The organism is Streptomyces chrestomyceticus JCM 4735, from assembly GCF_003865135.1.
GTDB lineage: Bacteria > Actinomycetota > Actinomycetes > Streptomycetales > Streptomycetaceae > Streptomyces > Streptomyces chrestomyceticus.
In genome coordinates, this window is sequence record NZ_BHZC01000001.1 from 1,832,691 (window position 1) to 1,854,287 (window position 21,597).

Sequence of the window (21,597 nt, forward strand, 5' to 3'; positions counted from 1 at the left end):
ACGGTGCGGAGGTCCGCCGTTGTCGGTGGTCGGGGCCGGTCCGCCGATCTGGCCGATACGGTGCGGTCCGCCGTCGCGGCCGGCCGCGGGCCCGTTCGGGGGAGCCGGGCCGCGGGCGCGCTTCGGGCGGGCCCGGCGGGGCACCCGCTGTCGCATGACCGACAACGGCTGTCACACGACCGACCACGGTGGACCGTCCGGCCTGGACGAGTCGTACTGGATCGCCACCACCCCCGGCACCTCCCATCCGCCGCTCACCGAGGACACCGAGGCCGATGTCACGGTGCTCGGCGCCGGGATCGCCGGGCTCAGCACGGCCTGGGAGCTGGCCAGGCGCGGCCGCAGTGTCGTCCTGCTGGAGGCGGACCGGATCGCCGCCGGGGTCACGGGTCATACGACCGCCAAGCTCTCCGCGCTCCACACCCTGGTGTACGACCGGCTGCGCCGCACCCGCGGGCCCGAGGGCGCCCGCCACTACGCGCAGTCCCAGCAGGGCGCGGTCGAGCACGTCGCCGAGACCGCCCGGCTCCTCGGCGTCGACTGCGACCTGGAGCGCGGTCCCGCCTTCACGTACGTACGGGACCCGGCGAGCACCGGGCAACTGCGCGCCGAGGCGGCTGCCGCCGCCGCGGCCGGGCTGCCGGCCGCGTTCGTCACCGAGACCGGACTGCCGTTCCCCGTGGCGGGCGCGGTGCGGGTCGAGGAACAGGCGCAGTTCCATCCGCGCAAGTACCTGCTCGCGCTGGCGGAGGACTTCCGCTCCCGGGGCGGTGTCCTCCACGAGCGCACCCGCGCCACCGGCCTGCACGAGGGCTCGCCCTGCCGGGTGACGACGGAGACCGGCGCCACCGTGACCTCGCGGGACGTCGTGATCGCCACCCACTACCCGGTCTTCGACCGTGCCCTGCTGTTCACCCGTCTGTCGCCGCGGCGGGAGGTGGTGGTGGCCGCCCCGGTCGACGCCGGCCGTGACCCGGGCGGCATGTACATCACGCAGGAGGAGGGCAAACGGTCCGTCCGTACCGCGCCGTACGGAGACGGGCGGCGGCTGCTCATCGTCACGGGCGAGACCTTCAAGCCGGGCACGGCCGACGCCGGCGAGAAGTACGCGGCGCTGACCGCCTGGACGCACCGGCACTTCCCCGGCACCGAGGTGGCGTACCGGTGGGCCGCCCAGGACAACGACGCCACCGACACCGTTCCGCTGATCGGCCGGTTCCACCCGGGCGCGCGGCACACCTACGTCGCCACCGGGTTCGGCGGCTGGGGCCTGAGCGGCGGCGCGGCCGCCGGCCTCCTGCTGGCCGGACTGATCACCGGCGACCCGCCGCCGTGGGCCGGCCTGTACGACCCCCGGCGGCTGTGGAGCGCCGTACGGGAGGCACCCGCCTTCCTCAAGCACCAGGCCGACACCGGCCGGCACTTCGTCGGCGACCGGCTGCGCTCCACGCACGCCGACTCGGCTGCGGACATCGCCCCCGGCACCGGCGCGGTCGTACGGGTGCGGGGCCGCCGTTGCGCGGTCTACCGCGACGAGGACGGAACGGCCCGCGCCATGTCGGCGCGCTGCACCCACCTGGGCTGCCTGGTCGCTTTCAACGCGACGGAGAAGGCGTGGGAGTGCCCCTGCCACGGCTCCCGCTTCGCACCGGACGGCTCGGTGCTGCAAGGCCCGGCCACCGAGGCGTTGGAGGCGCGGGACCTGGAGTAGGCGGAACGGGAAGCGGACGGATCGCTGGACCGGTCAAGTCTCCCGAGGGGGCAGGCCGGTCGGTGTCGCGCCCACGGCCCCGGAAGGTCCCGCCGGCCTCCGCGTTATCTTGCTCGGGCACAGGTCCGTTTCCGAGAGCAGCCCGGCGTCACCGCTGTCCCCACAGCCATGCGTCACTTCGTCGTGGCGCCGGTGGGAAGGGCCGTCTCGTCAGCCCGGCAGGGCGTCGCAGGCAGGGAGTTGAGGATGGGCGCGGAGGGCGCGCTGGACACGGCCGGACGGCTGCGGGCGATCGGCGACGAGCTGTCCGACCGCTTCTACGAGCGGGCGGACGTGGTGCGGACGCTGGTGGTGGCACTGCTGGCCGGGCAGCACTCGCTGGTGCTCGGACCGCCCGGCACGGCGAAGTCCGAGCTGGCCAGGGAGCTCACGGGGCGGATCGAGGGAGCGGCCTACTGGGAGATCCTGCTGTCGAAGTTCACCGCGCCGACGCGGATGTTCGGCCCCGTCGACGTGGCCGCGCTGGCGCGGGGCGAGTACCGGCAGGTGTACGACGGGCGGGCCACGACCGCGCACGTAGCGTTCATCGACGAGATCTTCAAGTGCTCCACGGCGGCGCTGAACGAGACGCTGGGCTACCTCAACGAGCGGATCTACCACCCCGAGAGCGGCGGTGAACCGATCCGCTGCCCCCTGATCGGCGCCATCACGGCGAGCAACGAGCTGCCGGCGGACGAGGACACGGCAGCGATCTACGACCGGCTGCTGGTGCGGATCGAGGTCGGATACCTGGAAGACCCCGCGAACTTCGCCGCGCTGGTACGTTCCGCCGTCAGCCGCCCCGCCGCGCCGAAGCGGACCACCGTCGAACTGGCGGCCTTGCAGCACGCCGTGACCCTGGCGGTGCCGGCCGTGGACGTGCCCGACCCGATCGTGGACGCGGTGTGCACGCTGCGGGCCGCCTTGCGCCGTAAGGAACTTGTCGCCTCCGACCGGCGCTGGCGGCAGGCGGTGGGCCTGCTCCAGGCGTCCGCGTACCTCGACGGCCGCGCGGCGGTCGCCGAGAACGACCTGTCGGTGCTGACGCACGTGCTGTGGGACTCCCCCGCCGAACGGCCGACCGTCGAGCGGGAGGTGCTGCACCTGGTCAATCCCGACGCCAAGGAGGCGCTCGACCTGGCCGACACCATTGAGGAGCTGGAGACGCAGCTCGACGCGATGGCCGGGCAGTCCCGTGAGGCGCTGAGCGAGTGGGTCATCAAGAACGCCCACAACAAGCTCGCCAGGGCGGGCCAGCGGCTGGAGAAGCTGCGCGAGGAGGCGGCGGGCGCCGGGCGCTCCACCGCCGCGATCGACCGGGTGGCCGGCCGGCAGCGCGCCGTCCGCGCCCGCGTCCTCACCGAGGCCCTCGGCGTGGACGCGAGCATGGTGCAGGACCGGCGCTGAGGGGTACGGATCATGGGTGGGACACCGGGCAGGCTCGACGAGCTGGTGAGCCGGGCCGGGACGTGGCTGGGCCGGGCCGGCGCGGTCTCGGGGCAGTGCACCGCGGCCGTGGTCGCGGACCGTTTCGACCGGTTCACCTGGCACGACACCTACGAGCAGTCGGCCGGGCTGCGCGAGCTGGCCGAGGAGCTGGGCGCGTACCACGACGGCACCGCCGACCTGCTGGCCGACGTGTTCCTGGCCTCCTACAAGGCCGGCCCGCGGCTGCGGGGGCTCGCGGAGATGGCCCCGTCCCGGCTGGTCAACCACCAGGTCGTCAGCGCGCTGGTGCAGTCACCGGAATTCGCCGAGCTGCACCGCGAGACGGCCGGCGACCCGTACGCCGCCGCCATGGCCGTACTCGCCCAGGCCGCCGCGCTGCGCCGGATGCTGGAGCACTCCCGGGACGCCCAGGCGCGGGCCGAGCGGGCCCAGCAGGCCCGGCAGGCCGCCGACAGCGCGGCAGCCGCCGTGGGCGAGGCACTTCAGCAGGCCGCCGAAGGGGCCGCCGAGGACGGCTCCGTACCGGGCCCGGCCGCCGACGCCGTACACCAGGCGGTCGAGGCCGCGGAAGCCGCCGAGGCCGCCGGGCAGCGAGCCGCCCAGGGTGCCGCGCAGGCCCGCACGGCGGCGGCCCCCGGCCTCCGTGCCGCCGCCGGGAACGCGGTGGCGCAGGCGGCCGAGGCCGTACGGGAGGAAGCCGCGCTGATGCGGGCCTGGGGCGTCGGGGCCGGAGAACTGGAACGGCTGCCGTTCGACGAGCGCGCCCGGCTCGCCGAGCGGCTGCGCACCAGCCGCCTCGCCCAGTGGGCCGACCTGATCGGCCGCTTCCGGCAGATGGCGAGCGGTGAGCGCGCCCGTAAGGTCGAGAACACCGCCGGGGAGCTGGTCGGCGTCACGCTCGGGGATGATCTGTCCCGCATTGTCCCCTCCGAGCTGGCCAACCTCGGCCTGCCCGCGCTGCGTGCGGTGTTCGCCGCGCGCTACGCCGCCGGGGAGCTGATGCTCTACGACAGCCAGGGGGAGCAGACCGCCGGTCAGGGCGCGATCATCGCGTGCGTCGACACCTCGCACTCCATGTACACGGAAGGGCCGGGCGGCGGCACCCGGGAGGCGTGGGCCAAGGCGTGTGCCCTGGCACTGCTGGACCAGGCCCGCCACTCCGGGCGGGACTTCGTCGGCATCCTGTTCTCCGCCGCCGACAAGATCCGGGTGTTCCGCTTCCCGGCCGGTGAACCGCCCGGCATCGACCGGACGCTCGCGTTCGCGGAATCCTTCCTGGGCGGCGGCACCAGTTACCAGACGCCCCTGTCGGCCGCCCGCGAGCTGCTGGAGGAGGAGTTCGACGACGCCGCCCGCAAGCGCGGCGACATCGTGCTGCTCACCGACGACGAGTGCGACGTCACCGAGGAGTGGAAGCGCGGCTGGGACGACGCCAAGCGGCTGCTGGGCTTCCGGGTCTTCGGCGTGGCCATCGGCGCGCCGGGCGCCGCCGAGACCGGTTCGGTCCTGGAGGCGCTGTGCGACAACCTCCGCTCCGTCGAGGATTTCACCGATGTGCACGCCGCCGCCGATCTGTTCCGGGTGATCTGAGACCGCCGCCGCGGCGGCCGGCTCCCGGAGGCGAGGGTGAGACTGATCACCGTGCCGCCAGGCCGGGCCCGGCACCATGCGGCACTATCAGCCGTAACGCGAGCAATCAGCCATCTTGAGTGGGTGTTTCCCCCAGGTGGTGAGTACATTGGCCCCTTGCGGAGCCGGGGTGTCCTCTCCCGCCGGGGTGCACCGCCAGGTCCGTACGCCGCGCCGACGGCGGCCCGCCCGCCCACGAGAGAATGGACCTTCCTTGAGCACGCCCCGCCTCGTCCCGCTGTCCCCGACCACCTGGGCGTGGACGCACGACAGCACCGCCTGGGGGTACAGCAACTGCGGGCTCGTGGCGTCCGACGGCGAAGCGCTCCTGATGGACACGCAGTTCACGCTCCAGGCCACCCGCGAGCTGCTGGCCGCGATCGCCGGCGCCGTACCGGACGCGACGGTGACCACCGTGGTCAACAGCCATCAGAACGGCGACCACACCTGGGGCAACGAGCTGGTCGCGGACGCGGAGATCATCACGTCCGAGGCGTCCGCGGCGCACCTGTGCCAGGAGATGACCCCGGACATGCTGGCGGCCCTCAGCCGCAGCGAGCCGACCACCGCGGTCGCCGCCTACGCCGTCGAGCACTTCGGCGTCTTCGACTTCGGCGGCATCACCGTCACCCCGCCGACCCGGACCTTCACCGGCAGCCTGGACCTCACCGTCGGCCGCACCGCGGTACGGCTGCTCGACCTGGGCCCCGGGCACAGCGCGGGCGACGTGGCGCTGCACGTGCCCGAGGACGGGGTGGTGTTCACCGGTGACGCCCTGTTCGAGGGCGGCCACATGATCGTCTGGTCCGGCTCGCTCACGTCCTGCGTCACCGCCTGCGACACGCTCCTGGCCACCGGCGCCACCACCTTCGTGCCCGGCCACGGCCGGATCACCGACCGGGCGGGCGTCACGGCCTTCCGCGACCGGCTGTCCCGGATCATGGACACCGCCACCGCGCACGCCCGCAAGGGTATGGAGCTGACCCAGGCGGCCCGGCTGGTCAAGAAGGAGTACGCCGGTGATCTGGCGCACCCCGAGCGCCTGTTCACCGCGGTCGCGGCGGCCTACCGGGAGGCGGGCGCGGAGCACGTCCCGTCCACCACGTTCGAGCTGGTCGAGGGGATGGCTCAGCTCGCCGCCGGATAGTCGCACGGCACCACCAGCATGAACCGCTGCGTACGGTCGCTGAGCGGCGCGAAGCAGCGGAAGGTGACCTCGAACTCCTCGTCCCCGTGGCCGGGCAGGTACAGCCAGCGCCGGTCGCCGTCGGGGTGGGTGACGGTCGTGAGGTCGTCGGTGAGCAGCCGGGCCGCGACCTTGTCGCGTTCCTTGATCTCGGCGACGACCTCCGCCAGCCTCCGGTTGTCCGGCTGTTCGGCGGCGGCCAGCCGGAGCTGGGACGCCATCGGCTTGGCCCAGGACTCCTCCCAGTCGATGAGCTGGAGACGGGCCTCGGGGTAGGTCAGCGCCCAGATCATGACGTTGACGCCGTGCTTCATCCACGGCCAGTCCTGCTCGCACGCTGTGTTGTACAGGAGCACGTCCCAGGCCGCGTCGGAGAGGTACGCCGGCCAGGGCTGCACCTGGATGAGCGCGGACGTGGACGGGTCCACGGCGCCGTCGGGGCGGTACAGGGGCGGCGGCACCTGGCCCCGCGCGTAGACGAAGAGGGTGTGCCGCTGGGCCTCGTCGAGGTCGAGGATGCGCACGATGCGCTCCAGCCATTCGGCCTTCGGCCGCTCGATCCGGCCCGACTCCAGCCGGCGGTACCAGCCCTCGGTGACCCCGGTGAGCGCCGCCGTCTCGGCCTGGGTGATGCCGCGCCGGTCCCGGTGGCCGAATGTGGCGGTGAAACCGGGGACCTGGGTGGGGTCCCGGCGGCCACGCCAGTTGCGCAGGAAGTCACCGAGCAGGTGCTTACTGGACATTTATCGCCAAACTCCCCGCGCGATTCGGTAAAGGGATCGAAAACTTACGGCCGACTTTAACCCGGCGTCGCTACGTACCGAACCCGCCCTTCCCCGGCCCACCCACCCCGCATATCGTCACAAAACCATCAAATCACCCCATCCCACTCTCCGGACCGGCACATCGCCTACCGGAACTCCTGGTACCGGTCACCGCAGGTGACCGGCGCCGGACGAGAACGATCAATCGGTTTGTGCCAGAGTGACTGACCGCGCGAGAGCATCCGCGCCGCGGCACCCCCGCGGCCGCGGCGCCACCGTGCCGCCGGCGGGAGCCGGGCGTCCCAGCAGCAATCGAGAGGCATCCATGAGCCGCAGCGTCTTCATCACCGGTGGCAACCGGGGTATCGGGCTGGCGATCGCGGAAGCCATGGCCGCCGACGGGGACAAGGTCGCCGTCACGTACCGCTCGGGCGAGCCGCCGGCCGGCGTCCTGGGCGTCCCCTGCGACATCACCGACCCGGAGCAGGTCGAGACGGCCTTCCGGCAGATCGAGGAGGCGCACGGCCCGGTCGAGGTCCTGGTGGCCAACGCCGGCATCACCCGCGACGCGCTGCTGATGCGGATGTCGGAGGACGACTTCGACGCCGTCGTGGCGACCAACCTGACGGCCGCGTACCGGGTGGCCAAGCGCGCCACCCGCGGCATGCTGCGGGCCCGCAAGGGCCGGATGGTCTTCGTCGGCTCGACCGTCGGCCTGCGCGGCGAGGCCGGCCAGGCCAACTACGCGGCGGCCAAGGCCGGACTCGTCGGTCTGGCCCGCTCCCTCGCCCGGGAACTGGGCTCGCGCAACATCACCGCCAACGTGGTCGCCCCCGGCCTCACCCGGACCGACATGGCCGCGGCGCTCCCCCAGGACCGCCTGGACGCCATGGTCGAACAGATCCCCCTGGGCAGAATGGCCCGCCCCGAGGACATCGCCGCGGCGGTGCGCTGGCTGGCCGGTGACGAGGCGTCGTACATCACCGGGGCCGTCGTCCCGGTGGACGGCGGCGCCGGCATGGGCCACTGAGGCCCACGCGCGCAGCCGCACACTTTCACCACCTCCCCGCGCCCTCTCCGGCGCGGGCGGACAGACCTGTCCCCACGAGGGGCGGTGCCGTGAGTGCTTGGACGGGGGTCAGGCGCTCAGCACCGGGGGACGGCGGGGAGCCTGTGAGACGCCGGTCACCGGCGTCTCACAGGCGCAGCACGGCCGGGCCCGACTCGGGCACGCCGGACGGGCGGACTCAGTGGCCGCCCCGGGGCTCCTCGCAGCCACCCTCCAGGTAGGCTCCGTGCGCCTCGATGTCGAGCGGCGGGCCCAGGCGGCCGGTGAGGCACGGACCGTCGGGGAGCGACAGCGTGAAGCCGAGGGAGCCGCCCGAGCGGTGGACGCCGGTGACGTCCTTCGGATAGGCGAGCCGTTCGAGCAACGCCGCGAGGTCCCCCTCGTTCCGCAGTCCGGCCGGACCGGCCTTCCGCAGCTCCGCGGTGATGCGTTCGGCGTGCGCGGCGCCCCGGCAACGGGCGTTCGGCGTGAGCTGCGCCGTCTGCTGGTAGCCGTGGTTCTCCGCGTAGCGCGAGTTCTCGGGGCTCAGTGCGGCATTGTCCGGCGGATCACTTGCCGGAGGGCTCGGGAGACGCGTGGAGGCGTCCGTGCAGCGGGCGGCGATGTCCTGGAAGAGACGGGAGCCGGGCGGCTCCGGGCTGGTGGCGCGCTCCGAACCGGCCGCGCCCTGCTGCGAGCCGCTGACGCGTTCCGGGCCGGTGGCGCGCTCGGTGCCGCAACCGGTCAGCGTCAGCAGCGCGGCAGCGGCTGCGGCCGCTCCTGCTGCGGCCAGGCGTTTCACAGGGCACTCCGATACGGCCGGGACATGGCGGACAGGGGCACATTGTGCCCGTGAGCGCCGTAACGGTCATGAGTACGCGTACTCAGACGCCGCGCTCCCGTGCCGCCGGGACGGACGCGGGGACATCCGGTGCCGCGCCCCTGGCCAGCAACAGCAAGGCGTCGACCAGGTCCTCGGCGGTCGAACCGGTGGCCAGGCGCCGCAACTGCTGTCCCGTGACCAGGGCGACCACGGTGCCCGCCAGCCGCTCGGCGTCGGCGACGCCCAGCGCCGTCAGGATGCGGGCGGCGAGCCGGTCGTACGCGGCGAAGCACTCGGCGGCCGCGGCCCGCAGCCGTTCGTCGCGGCCCGCCTGGACGTACAGTTCGAACGGCGCGATGTGCTCGCTGTCGAACTCCGTACCGCCCGCGACCTGCCCGACCAGCGCGGCGGCCTCGGGCAGTCCGATGCGGTCGAGACGGCTGTCCTCGGCCAGTTCGGTGAAGCGCCGGGTCTCCTCGGCGACGAACCGCAGCAGGCTCTCCCGCAGCAGGTCGTGCTGGGTCGCGAAGTGGTACGTCACCGACCCCGGCGAGACACCGGCCTCCTTGGCGATGCGCCGGTTGGTGACGGCGGCGACACCGTCGCGGCCGATGATGCGCAGGACGGCGCCGATGATGCAACGCCGGGTGTCCCCCGCCCGGTTCGGCGCACCGGCGGGGCCGTCCGGCTCGCGCACCGGCCCGACCTCCGTACGTCCCGGACCGGCTTCCGTACGATCCGGACCGGCCCCGCGCGCCGTCACCGGCCCACCGTGTCCGCCGGACCGGACCCGCCGCCCACCGTGTCCGCCGCGCCCGGCCCGCCCGCCGTCCGGAGCCGGCCGGCCACCCCCTTCAGACCGCGCATCCGCGCCCGCACCCCCGAGCCGCCCTGCGCGGCGGGCACCGGCACCGTGCTCTCCGCCGCCGCTTCGGGCCACCGTTCGTACCAGCGCAACTCCGCCTCCAACTGGGCCGCGAGCGAGATCAGCAGGGGCTCCGAGTCGGCGGGCCCGAGGAGTTGGGCACCCAGCGGGAGCCCACCGACGGTGAACCCGGCGGGGACGCTGACGCCCGGCCAGCCGAGGACGTTCCACGGCCAGGCGTACGGGCACGCGGCGATCATGGCCCGGTCCGTCTGCCAGCCGTTCATCCGCGCGAGCGTGCCGATGCGCGGCGGCGGCGCGGCCGTGGTCGGCGTCAGGATCAGGTCGTACGGGCCGAACAGAGCGCCCACGCGCGCGTGTTGCCGCCGTTCCGCCACTCGCGCCCGGCGCAGCACGGGCCCGCCGAGCAGCCGCCCCATCCGGGCCGCCCCGCGCGTCCGGCGGTCCAGCAGCGCGCGGTCGGGCGCCCGTGACACCCATTCCCGTACGCCCGCCGTCGCCCGCGGCACGAACGCGAGGCCGATCAGACCGTAGTCCGGTTCGGCCTCCTCGACGTGGTGGCCGAGGCCCGCGAGGGTGCGGGCGAGGGCGGTGACGGCGGACCGTACCTCGGGGTTGAGGGGTTTGGGCGTACCGGTGAAGGCAGGTTTCCAGGAGAGCGCGATACGCAGGCGTCCCGGGTCGCGGTCGGCCGCCGCGCGGGCCGCGACCGGGCGGGGCCGGTGCAGGTCGCCGTCGTGGCTGCCGGCGGCGGCGTCGAGCAGCAGTGCCGCGTCGCGGACCGTACGGGCCAGCGGGCCCAGCACCGTGATGCCCTGGAAGGATTCCGGGTCGGGCCAGGTGGAGATGCGGCCGCGCTGGGGCTTGATGCCGACGAGGTGGGTCCAGGCGGCGGGGATGCGGACCGAGCCGGCGCCGTCCGTGCCGAGGGCGGCCGGGACCAGGCCGGCGGCGACGGCTGCTGCCGAGCCGCCCGACGAACCGCCGGGCGTGTGGCCCGGGTTCCACGGATTGCGGGTGTCGCCGAAGGCGGGGCCCTCGGTGAACGGCCACTGCCCCAGCTCGCACGCGTTGGTCTTGCCGACGACGACCGCGCCGGCCGCGCGGAGCCGCCGTACGGCCTCGGCGTCCGCCCGCTTGGGCGGGAACTCCCCGGCACAGCCGAACGCGGTGGGTTCGCCCGCCACGTCGGTGTCGTCCTTGACCGCGACCGGCACACCGAGCAGCGGCAGCCGCTCACCCGCGGCCAGCCGCCGGTCGGCCGCGGCGGCCTCGGCGAGCGCGGCCTCGGCACGTATCCGGCGGAAGGCGTTGACCGTGTCCTGGGTGGCGTCGATGCGGGCCAGCGACCGCCGTACCAGCTCGGCCGCGGACACCTGTCCCGCCGCCAGCGCCGCGGCCTGCTCGGCCAGTCCTTCGTACTCCCTGGTGCCGTTGTCCCGTATGCCCATGGCTCCCCTCGGCGGCACTGTTCGTTCGAACGAACAGCTTCGACGGTAACCGGGGGCCGGGCGCGCTTCAATGGCACGCCCGCTTCCGTGGCGCGCCCGCTTCACCGGCGCAGCGTCACGCCCGGTGCCGGCCGAGTTCCGCGAGGCGGGTCAGGGCGGGCAGCGCGTCGGCGAGCGCCTGCCGCTGCCCGGAGGTCAACTGGGCCACCAGCGGTTCCAGGTGGCGCGTGCGGTGCGTGTGGCGGGAGCGGCCGATCCGCCGTCCCGCCTCGGTGATACGGACCAGGACGGCGCGTCCGTCGCTGGGGTCGGGGCGGCGTTCGACCAGGCCGTCGCGCTCCAGCCGGGTGACCAGTTGGGTGATGCCGGGCTGGCTGACCTGCTCGGTCCTGGTCAGTTCGGTGAGCCGCATGGGCCCGTCGGCGTACGCGAGGGTGTCCAGCACCGACAGGGTCGTCAGGGACAGTTTCTCCGGCGTGGGCAGCCGTACGTAGAAGCGGTTGAAGTACTCGACCGCGGTGGCGAAGGCGTCCACGTCCAGGTCGCCGTCCGGGGAAGGGGGCGGGTGGTCGTTCAGGTCGTCGTTCACCCGTAAAACATATCGTACGGTTATTTAACGCACTTATGATCCTGCTGCGCCCGGATTTGGGCCGATATGGCGCGTCCGGTGGGTGACGCGCAGCCACGCGTCACCCACCGGACCCGGTACCTCCGCCGCGCACGGCGGTCGGCCTCACCCCTTGGGGCGGACCACCATCGCCGACCCGCCGCCGCGCCGCTGCTTCTCCGCCGCCGCCAGCCAGCGGCCGTCCGGCAGACGCTGCACGCCGGTCGCGGCGCCGATCTCCGGATTGCGGGTGAACGTGTGGCCGATGGCCTCCAACTGGGCGCGGACCGGGCTGTCCCACAGCCCTGGTTCCAGCTCGGTGGCGGCGGCGTTGCGCTGGCTGGCACGAGGCGCCGCGATGGCGTCGACCAGCGGCATCCCGCGGTCCAGGTGGTTCAGCAGGCTCTGCAGCACGGTCGTGATGATCGTCGCGCCGCCGGGCGAGCCCAGCGCCACCACCGGGCGGCCGTCCCGCAGCACGATCGTCGGGGACATCGAGGAGCGCGGGCGCTTGCCAGGACCCGGCAGGTTCGGGTCGTGCACGGCCGGGTTCGCCGGGGCGAAGGAGAAGTCCGTCAGCTCGTTGTTCAGCAGGAAGCCGCGGCCCGGTACGACGATGCCGCTGCCGCCGGTCTGCTCGATGGTGAGGGTGTAGGCGACGACGTTGCCCCACTTGTCGGCGACGGTCAGGTGGGTGGTGTTCTCCCCTTCGTACGGCGTCGGGGCGGCCCGGCCACCGGCCGCGCAGGGCTGCGGGTGGCGCGGGTCGCCGGGCGCCAGCGGGCTGGTGAGCACCGCGTCGTCCTTGATCAGGCAGGCCCGGGAGTCGGCGAAGCGCTGCGAGGTCAGGCCGCGCGTCGGCACGTCCTCGAACGCCGGGTCGCCGACCCAGCGCCCGCGGTCGGCGAAGGCGATGCGGCTGGCCTCGATGTAGCGGTGCAGGTACTCCTTCTGGCTCGCCTTCGAGAGGTCGCTGTGCTCCAGGATGTTGAGCGCCTCGGCGATGGTGGTGCCGCCGGAGGAGCCGGGTGCCATGCCGTACACGTCCAGGTCCCGGTAGCGGGTCTTGGTCGGGGCCTGGCGGCGGACCTCGTACTCCCGCAGGTCCTTCGCCGTCAGGTCCCCGGGCCGCACCGTGCGTTCGGCGCCGGGACGCACCGGCGGCTTCCGGACGGTCCGTACGACGTCCTCGCCGAGCCGCCCGTTGTACAGCGTGTCGACGCCCTTGTCGCCCAGTTCCTTGTACGTACGGGCCAGGTCGGGGTTCTTGAGGGTGGAGCCGACGACCGGCAGCTTGCCGCCGGGCAGGAAGATGCGGGCGGTGGCGGGGAAGTCGCGGAAGCGCGCCTCGTTGGCGGCGGTCTGCGAACGGAACGTCTCGTCGACCTTGAAGCCGTCGCGGGCCAGCTTCTCCGCGGGCTTCAGAAGTTCGCGCAACGGGCGGGTGCCCCAGCGCTCCAGCGCGGTGTCCCAGGTAGCGGGCGTGCCGGGGGTGCCGACGGACAGGCCGCTGGTGACCGCCTGGTCGAACGGGATCGGTTTGCCGTTCTCCAGGAAGAGGCCGCGGTCCGCGCTGAGCGGCGCGGTCTCCCGGCCGTCGAGGGTCCGTATGGTGCGGGACTTGGCGTCGTACGAGACGAAGTAGCCGCCACCGCCGACCCCGGCGGAGTACGGCTCGGTGACGCCGAGGGCCGCCGCGGTGGCGACGGCGGCGTCCACCGCGTTGCCGCCCTTGCGCAGCACCTCGATACCGGCGGCGGAGGCGTCGGCGTCCACGCTGGAGACCGCGCCGCCGTAGCCGACCGCCACCGGAACCTTCGGCGGGGTCGCGGCCGGAACGGCCTTCGACGGGTGGGCGGCAGGCGCCGGCGCCGTGGCGGCCGGTGCCGCGGCCGAGGCCGGGACGGCGGTCAGCGATCCGGCGAGCGCGGCGACCACCCCCAGCGCGGAAAGACGTCGGGCAGGTGTCATGCGGCGTTCCCTCCTGGCCTGTTCGGGCGGCAGGGGCCGGAGCCTACCTGCGTGATCACGGGGGCGACAGAGGGGCGCGAGCGCGGGGCGCGAAAGGGGCGCGAACGGCCGAGTGCCGCGCTCCCCTTTCGCCGGGCCGATGTCCTGGTGGCGGGCCGCGTCGGCGTTCGCCGAGGCCGGCCGCGGCGTCAGCGCAGGGACGAGGGGGCGGCGGGGCGATCGTCAACACTTCGAGCATCGGCAGCCGCCGTGCGAACCCGGCCCTGCCCGCGTACGGCGCCATGAAGCGCGCGCTCAACAGCCTCACCGAGACCGCCGCGGTCAACTGGGCCGGTGACCGCATCCGGGTCAACGGCATCACCCCCGGCGGCACCGCCACGGAGATGATCGACACCTGGGAGGCGGCGACTCCCGGCATCGTCGAGCAGATGACCGCGACGATCCCGCTGGGCCGGATGGCCGCGCCCCGGCAGATCGCCGAGGCCGCCGCGTGGCTCCTCAGCGACCGGGCCTCGTACGTGACCGGCGCGATCCTGCCCGTCGACGGCGGCGCCGGCGCCTGAGAACAGCAGCCGGGGCAACTGCCCGCCGATGACCGGCGCTCAGCGGGCGTGCGGCACCGCCGGGCGGAACGACGGGAAGGTGACGACAGGAAGGTGACGACAGGGCCGAGTGGCCGCCGGGGCGCAACGGTACGCGGCGCCGTATAGCGGGCGGTGTCCCGTATGCCCGTACGGACCCGGGCAAGGCCGCCCAGCCGCCCGCCCCGCGTTCGAACACACTCCCGGTCAGCCGCTACGCTCCCCCGCCATGGACGACTCCCTGCTCCTCGTGACCGTGGCGGCGGCCGCCCTCGTCGTGGGCGCCGCGGCCGGCTGGGCCGCGCACGCCGCCGTGGCGCGCCGCAGGCTGGACCGCGAGCAGAGCTTCTTCGGGCTGCCCGACGGATCGGAATGCGTGCTGGTCACCCACCGGGACAGCACCTCGGCCCACTGGAGCATCCCGCGGCACGACGCGCTCGCGCTGCTCGGCCTGGCCTCGGTGGTGGAGACCTGCGGCGCGCACGCGGAGGTCGCGCCGCACGACACCGGGCTCCAGGGCTTCGGCGCGCGCACCGAGTTCTGCGTCGGCGACCCGACCGCGCACCGGCGGCTCGCGGCGCACCTGGCGAACCTGCTGCCGGGCGTCGCCGTCCACCCCGGCGACGAACACGGCTTCGGGCGCGGCACCTTCGCGGTCGGCGGCTCGACGTACCGGATGGAGCCGGGCGCGGTGGAGTACGTGCTGCTGGCCCGGCTGACCGCCGTCGAGAGCGGCCGGCCGGTCTTCCTCGCGGCCGGGCAGCGACCGGTGACCCACCGGGCCGCCGTACGGCACCTGGTGCGCAACCGGGCGCGGCTGGCCCGCAAGTACGGTGCCGACGGGCAGTTCTGCCTGTTGCTCAAGGTCGTCAACTCGCAGGCGTACGGCCCCGACGTGGTGGAGCTGGTCGCGGACGTGACGAAGGCCGCGCTGGCGCCGGCCGAGCCGAAGGGACACCGGGCGGGGGTGTAGCGGCCGTCCCGTGCCGGACGGGTCGCGCGCCGTCAGCCGAAGTACATCACCTCGGGCGCCGGCCCGCCGAGGTACGGCCGCCAGTCCGCGAGCCCCGGCCCGTTGGGCGTGCCGGTGGCCGCGAAGGCGGCGAGCGCGCCGCCGAACGCGTGCGCCAGGCGGCGCTCCTCCGCGCCGGCGTGTCCCAGCATCGGGCTGTCGGGGTAGGCGTCGAACGTCCCGAAGAGGAAGGGCAGTTCCGCGCAGTGGGTGGCGCCGAGCGTGCCGTCGTCGCCGTCCGGGGCGCGGTCGAAGCGGTAGACGTACGCGGGTGTCCCCTGCGCGGCGCGCCGCTCCGCGATACCGGTGGCGCCGTCCCGGAACATCCAGCCGGTGGCCGCCTCGGCCAGGAGGTCCACGGGGGACGCGTCCGGCCGCAGGCGCGCCAGGTCGTCGTACGCGACGGCCGCCGCGCCGGGATCGCCGCAGGCGTCCTCGCGCAGGAGCCGCAGGACGTCGTCCCGGGTGAACGCCCGGGCCTCGGCGTCGAAGGCCAGGAACGCGGTCATCTCGTCCCGTACCGTGCCGATCAGCAACGCGAGGTCGCGCAGGCCGCCTTCCGCCACGGCCCGCACGGGCGGGACCGGCAGCCCGGGGCCGCCGAGCACCGGGTACATGAGCGGTGTGAGGCGGCCCGGGCGAGCGCGGTCCGCCGCCAGCCGGGCGTACGCGGTGAGCAGCCGCTCCACCGGAAGGGCGCGCAACTCCCGCAGGGCCGCGTCCTCGTTGCCGGGCACGGCCGCCTTGTCCGGCAGCCCCAGCAGACGCAGGTAGTCGGCCGTGATTCCGGCCGCCTCGGCCGGGTCCTGAGGCTCCAGGCCCCACGGGCCGCTCTGCACGACGACCCGGCGCACCAGTCCGCGGGTCTCCGGGGCGACCGCGAGGCACAGCGCCGTGTATGCGCCCGCCGACTGGCCGCCGACGGTGACCTGGGCGGGGTCGCCGCCGAACGCCGCGATGTTCTCGTGCACCCAGCGCAGCGCCGCGGCCTGGTCCTGGAGCCCGAGACCGGCCACGCCCGCCTCGGGCAGGTGGAGCCAGCCGAGTGGCCCGAGACGGTAGTTGGCCGTGACCACCACGAGGTCACCGAGCGCCGCGAGCCGGGCGCCGTCGTACCAGTCCCAGCCGCCGGACCCGCTGGTGAACCCGCCGCCGTGGAACCACACCAGCACGGGCCGCCCCGCGCCCGGCGGCTCCGCGGGGCTCCAGACGTTGAGGGTCAGACAGCCGTCCTCGCTCCAGTCGGGCGTACGGGATCCCATGACGCGCTCCAGCCGGGACGGGCCCTGGGGCACGGCGGGCCCGGGACGTACCGCGTCCCGTACGCCGGTCCAGCCCTCGTGCGGGCACGGCGGCGCGAAGCGCAGCGCGCCGACCGGCGACGCCGCGTACGGGATGCCGCGGAAGGCGGCCACCGACGGCCCGTCCCCCGGGCTCCCGGCCCCGGCACCCGCCGTCCGCCGCCCCGGGTCCGCTCCGCCCTCCGCCACCGGCTCCGGCACGCCGCGCACGCGCCCCCGCTCCGTCCGCACGGCCCGCCACCACTCGCCAACTGCGGCCATCGGTCACGCCCTTTCCTCCGCATCGGCCCCCGCCCACAGACCGTTCTACGCCACCGACGGCCGCCCGCGTACACGCCACCACCGTCACCCGCCCCGGGCACCGGCAGTCGGCCACGCCCGCGACGCCCCCCTGTGGTACTTGTGTACGGACGGCCCCGGCGCCCCGGGGCCGAGGGTGACCGGCCGCGAACCCCACCCCAGGGAGCCCCGTGATGACCGAGCGCAAGCCCCCCGGCGTCAGCTTCGAGACCTGGACCGACCGGCAGATCCGCGAGGCCGCCGAGCGCGGCGAGTTCGCCGGCCTGCCCGGCTTCGGCAAGCCGCTGACCGGCCTCGACGAGCCGTACGACGCCATGTGGTGGGTCAAGGAGAAGATGAGCCGGGAGAATCTCTCCTTCCTGCCGCCGGCGCTCGCGCTGCGCAAGGAGGCCGAGGACGCCCGGGAGGCGGCGGTGCGGGCCCCCTCCGAGCGGACGGTGCGGCGCGTCATCGGCGAGATCAACGCCAAGATCCAGGAGGCGGTCCGGCAGCCGCCGCCCGGCCCGCCGCTCAATCTGGAGCCGTACGACGTGGAGAGCGTCGTGCGGGAGTGGCGCGAACGGCGTGGGAAGTAGCGGACCGGGCCGGCCGGGTCACGGCCGCAGCGCCTCCCGTACGCCGTGGCAGGCGTCGATCGCGCGGGTCGTGGCCTGGGTGCACAGGCGGCAGTGCTCGTGACGGCCGGCGTGCGCCCGGCACAGTTCATTGCTGCGCTCGCAGGCGATCGCGCACGCGTCGAGCTGCGCGGCCAGCAGCCGGGTCCCGGCGCCGCCTTCCCGAAGCAGCAGCCGCAGGGTGGCTCCGACGACGTCGTGGCAGTCCAGGTCGGCGCGGGCCGCTTCGCGCATCCGGTCGGCTTCGTCGGAGGCGAGCATGCCCGTGGCGCAGACGAGGACGGCCTTCTCGCACTCGGCGAGGGCGTCGGTGGCCGGGGCCAGCACGTCGGTGCCGAGCCGGGCCTTGGTGGTGATGCTGTCGAGGAGGGTGCGGGTCGGGAGCATGGCGGCCTCCAGGCGCGGTGGTTCCGGGCCGGTTCCGGCGCCGCATCCCGGCGGCCGGAGGGTGGCCCGTGGATGCCCTTCGGGCCGACCGTACCGCTGCCCGACGTGGCGGGACAGGCGCTTCGGCGGCCCGCCTTGGCGACCGCTCCCCCGTACGCCCGACCTGTCCGGATCGTCCCGTAACGCGCGGCGCGCCCGGCCCCGTCCGCCGCGCCCTAAATTGGCATCCTAAACTCCACTTCAGTACGGTGGGACCGTGCGACTGACGAAGAGCACCGACATCGCGCTCCGCATCGCCATGCGGCTGGCGGTCCTCGACGACCGGGGCGACGCGCCGACCACCCGCGAGGTGGCGGGCGCGGTCCAGGTCCCGTACACCCACGCCGCCAAGGTGGTGAGCAGACTCCAGCACCTCGGCGCCGTGGAGGCCCGGCGCGGGCGCAACGGGGGCCTGTCCCTGACCCGGAAGGGCCGCACCGGCTCCCTGGGGAGCCTGGTGCGCGAGCTGGAGGGGGTCGGCGACGTGGTGGGGTGCGAGGACGATCCGCCGTGCCCGCTGCGCGGCGGCTGCCGTCTGCGCGGCGCCCTGCGGGCCGCGCAGGAGGCGTTCTTCGCTGCGCTCGACCCGCTGTCCATCGAGGACCTGGTGGGTACCCCGACCGGCCCTCTGCTGCTCGGCCTGTCCCCCCGGCCGGAGGGCTGAACGGCCCTATTCGCACCGCCGCCCCCGCTCCTACGCTTGCGACGAAATACGAATCTGAGATGCAAGTTATTTGCGTCGCAGCGCGCCCACCGACCACCACGACCCCTCAGCACTTCCCGAGAACCGGAGCACCCGATGCTGTCGTCCACGTCCGCCGCAACCGTCCGCGCCACCCTTCCCGCGGTCGGAGCGGCCATCGGTGAGATCACCCCGCTCTTCTACGACAAGATGTTCGCGGCCCACCCCGAACTGCTGCGCGACCTGTTCAACCGCGGCAACCAGGCCAACGGCAGCCAGCGGCAGGCCCTCGCCGGCTCCATCGCCACCTTCGCCACGTACCTGGTCGAGCACCCGGACGAGCGTCCCGACGCGATGCTGGCGCGCATCGCGCACAAGCACGCCTCGCTCGGCGTCCGCGCCGACCAGTACCCGATCGTGCGCGAGCACCTGTTCGCGGCCATCGCGGAGGTCCTGGGCGAGGCCGTCACCGAGGAGGTCGCGGCGGCCTGGGACGAGGTGTACTGGCTGATGGCGAACGCCCTCATCGCCGCCGAGAAGCGCCTCTACGAGGCGGCGGGCACGCCGGACGGGGACGTGTGGCGGGAGTACCGCGTGACCGGCCGGTTCCAGGAGACGGACGACGTGGCCACCTTCGTCGTCCAGCCGCTGGACGGGGGTCCGCTCCCGGCGTCCCGGCCCGGCCAGTACGTCTCCGTGCAGGTCGAACTCCCCGACGGCGCCCACCAGATACGGCAGTACAGCCTGTCGGGCCAGCCGGACGCCGGTCTGCAGTTCTCGGTGAAGCGGGTCACCGGCGACGCGGCCGGTTCGCCCGCCGGCGAGGTCTCCAACCACCTGCACGACCATGTGCACGGCGGCGAAGTCCTGCGGGTGAGCGCGCCGTTCGGTGACGTGGTGCTCGACGAGGGCAACCGCCCGCTGCTGTTCGCCTCGGCCGGCATCGGCTGCACCCCCATGATCGGCATGCTCTCCCGGCTCGCCGCCGAAAGCTCCGCCCGGCGCGTCATCTCCGTGCACGCCGACCGCTCCCCGTACACCCACGCCTTCCGCGCCGAACTGCGGCAGTTGACGGGGAAGCTGGCCAACGCCACGGCGGAGGTCTGGTACGAGCGGCCGGAGGACGGCGGGGACGGGGGCGGCGCCGACGCGCCGGTCACCTTCCACGAGGGCCGGATCGACCTGAGCCGGGTGGACGTCCCGGCCGGCACCGTCGCCTACCTCTGCGGCCCGGTGCCCTTCATGAAGGCCGCCCGCACCCAGCTCCTGGAGGCGGGCGTACCGGCGGCGGACATCCACTACGAGGTGTTCGGGCCGGACCTGGGCCTCTGAGCACGGCGGGGCGCCCGGCCCGCTGGCCGGGCGCCCCGCCGCACACCCGGACCTTCCGCGTTACCCATCCGTAACCTACCGACGGGTTACCAGCAGTAAGCGGCACAACTTACTCTCCAGTCACTTCAGCCCCCTCCTGGAGCACTTGGAGCAGTAGATGTCGCCCTCACGCCCCACGCTGCGCACCGCCGTCGGTACCGTCTCCGCGGCCGTGCTCGCCACCTCCACCCTCGCGGGCGCCCCGGCCGCGAACTCCGCAGCGCCCTCCCCGACGACCGCCGCCGCCACGCAGCAACTCGCGGCGAAGTTCCCCGACGTGAAGTTCGTCGACATCGAGGGCGACGGCGGCATCACCCTGAAGGCCAACGTCTTCACCCCGGGCGACGCCGAGCCCGGCCGCCGCTATCCGCTGATCGTGCTGCCCACCAGTTGGGGCATGCCGCAGATCGAGTACGTCGTGCAGGCCAAGAAGCTCGCCGACGCCGGGTACGTGGTGGTGGGCTACAACTCGCGCGGCTTCTGGCAGTCCGGCGGGCAGATCGAGACGGCCGGTCCCCCGGACATCGCCGACGCCTCCAAGGTCATCGACTGGGCGCTGGCCCACACCGCGGCCGACCCGGCGAAGGTGGGCATGGGCGGGGTGTCGTACGGCGCCGGGATCAGCTTGCTCACCTCCGCGTTCGACCAGCGCGTCAAGGCGGTCGCGGCGCTGAGCGGCTGGGCCGACCTGATCGACTCGATCTACAGCGGCCGCACCCAGCATCAGCAGGCGGCCGCCCTGCTGGGCGGCGCCGGTGCGCTCACCGGGCGCCCCAGCCCGGAGCTGAAGACCATCCTCAAGGACTTCCTGGCCTCCGATCTGGCCAAGGAAGGCGACATGCTCAAGTGGGGCGCCAAGCGGTCCCCGGTCACCTACCTCGACCGGATCAACGCCAACGGCGCGGCGATCATGCTGGGCAACGCCTGGGGCGACTCGCTCTTCCCGCCCAACCAGTACGCCGACTTCTACGAGAAGCTGAAGGGACCCAAGCGGCTGGAGTTCCGGCCCGGCGACCACGCCACCGCCGAGGGCCTGGGCCTGCTCGGGCTGCCCAACGACACCTGGGACCACACGAAGCGCTGGTTCGACCACTATCTGAAGGGCGCGGACAACGGCGTGGACCGGGAGGCACCCGTACAGCTCAAGTCCCGCTCCACCGGCGCCTACGAGGGGTACAAGAGCTGGAAGGACGTGCCTTCGGGGAACCGGAAGATCGAGCTGAACGGCACACAGCAGATCCGCGCCGGCCGCGACTCCGGCGCCAACGGCGGCACGGTCTTCCTCTCCTGCCTGCTGGACCAGTTCTTCCGGCTGCCGCCGATGGCGTCGATCCCGCTGCTGCCGCGCTCGGCCGCCGCCGTGTGGCAGTCCGAGCGGTACACCTCCGCGCAGCACGTCCGCGGTACGGCGAAGCTGCACACCACCGTCACCAGCACCGCCGAGAGCGGCACCGGCATCGCCTACCTGTACGACGTGGGGCCGCTCGGCGTCGGCAAACTGGTCTCGCACGCGCCGTTCACCTTCCACGGCAAGGCCCCTGGCAAGCCGTTCGGCGTGGACCTGGAGCTGTTCTCGACGGCGTACGACGTCCCGGCGGGGCACCGGCTGGCGGTGGTCGTGGACTCCGTGGACCCGCTCTACATCGAACACAACCCGTCCGGCGCGAAGCTGACCTTCTCCTCCCCGGCGGACGATCCGTCGTGGGTGTCGGTGCCGGTACGCTACTGAGCGCGGGCGGGGCGCTC

18 protein-coding genes and 1 pseudogene are annotated in these 21,597 nt (G+C 74.0%); 11 read left to right on the forward strand and 8 right to left on the reverse strand.

The annotated features are described in order from the left end of the window. Positions 1-154 precede the first annotated feature (154 nt). From EJG53_RS07485 to EJG53_RS07500, 4 genes are all read left to right on the forward strand, one after another. Entirely contained in the window at positions 155-1,711 is a 1,557-nt protein-coding gene (locus EJG53_RS07485; protein WP_125044186.1) for an FAD-dependent oxidoreductase, read from the forward strand. A 246-nt stretch (positions 1,712-1,957) separates the two neighbouring features. Then, positions 1,958-3,157 (forward strand): AAA family ATPase, encoded by a 1,200-nt coding sequence (locus EJG53_RS07490; RefSeq protein WP_125044187.1) that lies wholly within the window; start codon positions 1,958-1,960, stop codon positions 3,155-3,157. A gap of 12 nt (positions 3,158-3,169) precedes the next feature. Then, positions 3,170-4,789, forward strand: a complete 1,620-nt coding sequence (locus EJG53_RS07495; RefSeq protein ID WP_125044188.1) for a VWA domain-containing protein — start codon at positions 3,170-3,172, stop codon at positions 4,787-4,789. 253 nt (positions 4,790-5,042) lie between these two features. Beyond that, entirely contained in the window at positions 5,043-5,975 is a 933-nt protein-coding gene (locus EJG53_RS07500) for an MBL fold metallo-hydrolase (RefSeq protein WP_167515070.1), read from the forward strand. Here EJG53_RS07500 and EJG53_RS07505 read toward each other — a convergent pair. Continuing rightward, a complete protein-coding gene (locus EJG53_RS07505; protein WP_050510810.1) occupies positions 5,957-6,757 on the reverse strand; it encodes an MmyB family transcriptional regulator in 801 nt (266 codons plus the stop codon). The two genes, EJG53_RS07500 and EJG53_RS07505, sit on opposite strands and share 19 nt — an antisense overlap. A gap of 346 nt (positions 6,758-7,103) precedes the next feature. Between EJG53_RS07505 and EJG53_RS07510 the strand changes: the two genes are divergently transcribed. Beyond that, positions 7,104-7,808 carry a beta-ketoacyl-ACP reductase gene (locus EJG53_RS07510; protein WP_125044190.1) on the forward strand — a complete coding sequence of 235 codons (705 nt, stop codon included), beginning with the start codon at positions 7,104-7,106 and terminating at the stop codon, positions 7,806-7,808. 217 nt (positions 7,809-8,025) lie between these two features. Here EJG53_RS07510 and EJG53_RS07515 read toward each other — a convergent pair whose 3' ends face one another. From EJG53_RS07515 to ggt, 5 genes are all read right to left on the reverse strand, one after another. Next, a complete protein-coding gene (locus EJG53_RS07515) occupies positions 8,026-8,628 on the reverse strand; it encodes a hypothetical protein (RefSeq protein WP_125044191.1) in 603 nt (200 codons plus the stop codon). A gap of 82 nt (positions 8,629-8,710) precedes the next feature. Next, on the reverse strand, positions 8,711-9,346 hold the full coding sequence (locus EJG53_RS07520; protein WP_125044192.1) for a TetR/AcrR family transcriptional regulator: 636 nt from the start codon (positions 9,344-9,346) through the stop codon (positions 8,711-8,713). Positions 9,347-9,408: 62 nt separating this feature from the next. Next, positions 9,409-10,986 carry an amidase gene (locus tag EJG53_RS07525; RefSeq protein WP_244955028.1) on the reverse strand — a complete coding sequence of 526 codons (1,578 nt, stop codon included), beginning with the start codon at positions 10,984-10,986 and terminating at the stop codon, positions 9,409-9,411. 115 nt (positions 10,987-11,101) lie between these two features. Further along, positions 11,102-11,575: a MarR family winged helix-turn-helix transcriptional regulator gene (locus tag EJG53_RS07530; RefSeq protein WP_244955029.1), complete on the reverse strand. Its 474-nt coding sequence runs from the start codon at positions 11,573-11,575 to the stop codon at positions 11,102-11,104. A gap of 144 nt (positions 11,576-11,719) precedes the next feature. Continuing rightward, the gene (gene ggt, locus EJG53_RS07535) at positions 11,720-13,564 is read right to left on the reverse strand and encodes a gamma-glutamyltransferase (RefSeq protein WP_125044193.1); all 1,845 of its coding nucleotides are present in this window, start codon (positions 13,562-13,564) and stop codon (positions 11,720-11,722) included. A gap of 203 nt (positions 13,565-13,767) precedes the next feature. Here ggt and EJG53_RS07540 point away from each other — a divergent pair. Both EJG53_RS07540 and EJG53_RS07545 read left to right on the forward strand, forming a co-directional pair. Further along, positions 13,768-14,127: pseudogene (locus EJG53_RS07540) on the forward strand (SDR family NAD(P)-dependent oxidoreductase); the annotation flags it as partial. A 247-nt stretch (positions 14,128-14,374) separates the two neighbouring features. Beyond that, entirely contained in the window at positions 14,375-15,118 is a 744-nt protein-coding gene (locus tag EJG53_RS07545) for a hypothetical protein (protein WP_125044194.1), read from the forward strand. A 32-nt stretch (positions 15,119-15,150) separates the two neighbouring features. Here EJG53_RS07545 and EJG53_RS07550 read toward each other — a convergent pair whose 3' ends face one another. Continuing rightward, complete coding sequence (locus EJG53_RS07550) at positions 15,151-16,719, reverse strand: carboxylesterase/lipase family protein (protein ID WP_125044195.1); 1,569 nt, start codon at positions 16,717-16,719, stop codon at positions 15,151-15,153. A 212-nt stretch (positions 16,720-16,931) separates the two neighbouring features. On the opposite strand from EJG53_RS07550, the gene EJG53_RS07555 reads away from it, so the two are divergent. After that, the gene (locus tag EJG53_RS07555) at positions 16,932-17,333 is read left to right on the forward strand and encodes a DnaJ family domain-containing protein (RefSeq protein ID WP_125044196.1); all 402 of its coding nucleotides are present in this window, start codon (positions 16,932-16,934) and stop codon (positions 17,331-17,333) included. An 18-nt stretch (positions 17,334-17,351) separates the two neighbouring features. On the opposite strand, the gene EJG53_RS07560 is transcribed toward EJG53_RS07555, so the two are convergent. Beyond that, positions 17,352-17,759 carry a hypothetical protein gene (locus EJG53_RS07560; protein WP_125044197.1) on the reverse strand — a complete coding sequence of 136 codons (408 nt, stop codon included), beginning with the start codon at positions 17,757-17,759 and terminating at the stop codon, positions 17,352-17,354. Between the two features lie 256 nt (positions 17,760-18,015). On the opposite strand from EJG53_RS07560, the gene EJG53_RS07565 reads away from it, so the two are divergent. The 3 genes from EJG53_RS07565 (at position 18,016) to EJG53_RS07575 (ending at position 21,580) form a co-directional block, all read left to right on the forward strand. Then, the gene (locus EJG53_RS07565; RefSeq protein ID WP_125044198.1) at positions 18,016-18,462 is read left to right on the forward strand and encodes an RrF2 family transcriptional regulator; all 447 of its coding nucleotides are present in this window, start codon (positions 18,016-18,018) and stop codon (positions 18,460-18,462) included. A 135-nt stretch (positions 18,463-18,597) separates the two neighbouring features. Then, on the forward strand, positions 18,598-19,812 hold the full coding sequence (locus EJG53_RS07570) for a globin domain-containing protein (RefSeq protein ID WP_125044199.1): 1,215 nt from the start codon (positions 18,598-18,600) through the stop codon (positions 19,810-19,812). 157 nt (positions 19,813-19,969) lie between these two features. After that, positions 19,970-21,580 carry an alpha/beta fold hydrolase gene (locus EJG53_RS07575; protein WP_125044200.1) on the forward strand — a complete coding sequence of 537 codons (1,611 nt, stop codon included), beginning with the start codon at positions 19,970-19,972 and terminating at the stop codon, positions 21,578-21,580. The last annotated feature ends 17 nt before the right edge of the window (positions 21,581-21,597 follow it).

What these genes read in the sequence shown, in the direction of transcription:
- EJG53_RS07485 (WP_125044186.1), top strand. Translation starts at nt 155, where the DNA reads ATGACCGACAACGGCTGTCACACGACCGACCACGGTGGACCGTCCGGC.
- EJG53_RS07490 (WP_125044187.1), top strand. Translation starts at nt 1,958, where the DNA reads ATGGGCGCGGAGGGCGCGCTGGACACGGCCGGACGGCTGCGGGCGATC.
- EJG53_RS07495 (WP_125044188.1), top strand. Translation starts at nt 3,170, where the DNA reads ATGGGTGGGACACCGGGCAGGCTCGACGAGCTGGTGAGCCGGGCCGGG.
- EJG53_RS07505 (WP_050510810.1), bottom strand. Translation starts at nt 6,757, where the DNA reads ATGTCCAGTAAGCACCTGCTCGGTGACTTCCTGCGCAACTGGCGTGGC.
- EJG53_RS07510 (WP_125044190.1), top strand. Translation starts at nt 7,104, where the DNA reads ATGAGCCGCAGCGTCTTCATCACCGGTGGCAACCGGGGTATCGGGCTG.
- EJG53_RS07525 (WP_244955028.1), bottom strand. Translation starts at nt 10,986, where the DNA reads ATGGGCATACGGGACAACGGCACCAGGGAGTACGAAGGACTGGCCGAG.
- ggt (WP_125044193.1), bottom strand. Translation starts at nt 13,564, where the DNA reads ATGACACCTGCCCGACGTCTTTCCGCGCTGGGGGTGGTCGCCGCGCTC.
- EJG53_RS07545 (WP_125044194.1), top strand. Translation starts at nt 14,375, where the DNA reads ATGGACGACTCCCTGCTCCTCGTGACCGTGGCGGCGGCCGCCCTCGTC.
- EJG53_RS07550 (WP_125044195.1), bottom strand. Translation starts at nt 16,719, where the DNA reads ATGGCCGCAGTTGGCGAGTGGTGGCGGGCCGTGCGGACGGAGCGGGGG.
- EJG53_RS07555 (WP_125044196.1), top strand. Translation starts at nt 16,932, where the DNA reads ATGACCGAGCGCAAGCCCCCCGGCGTCAGCTTCGAGACCTGGACCGAC.
- EJG53_RS07560 (WP_125044197.1), bottom strand. Translation starts at nt 17,759, where the DNA reads ATGCTCCCGACCCGCACCCTCCTCGACAGCATCACCACCAAGGCCCGG.
- EJG53_RS07570 (WP_125044199.1), top strand. Translation starts at nt 18,598, where the DNA reads ATGCTGTCGTCCACGTCCGCCGCAACCGTCCGCGCCACCCTTCCCGCG.
- EJG53_RS07575 (WP_125044200.1), top strand. Translation starts at nt 19,970, where the DNA reads ATGTCGCCCTCACGCCCCACGCTGCGCACCGCCGTCGGTACCGTCTCC.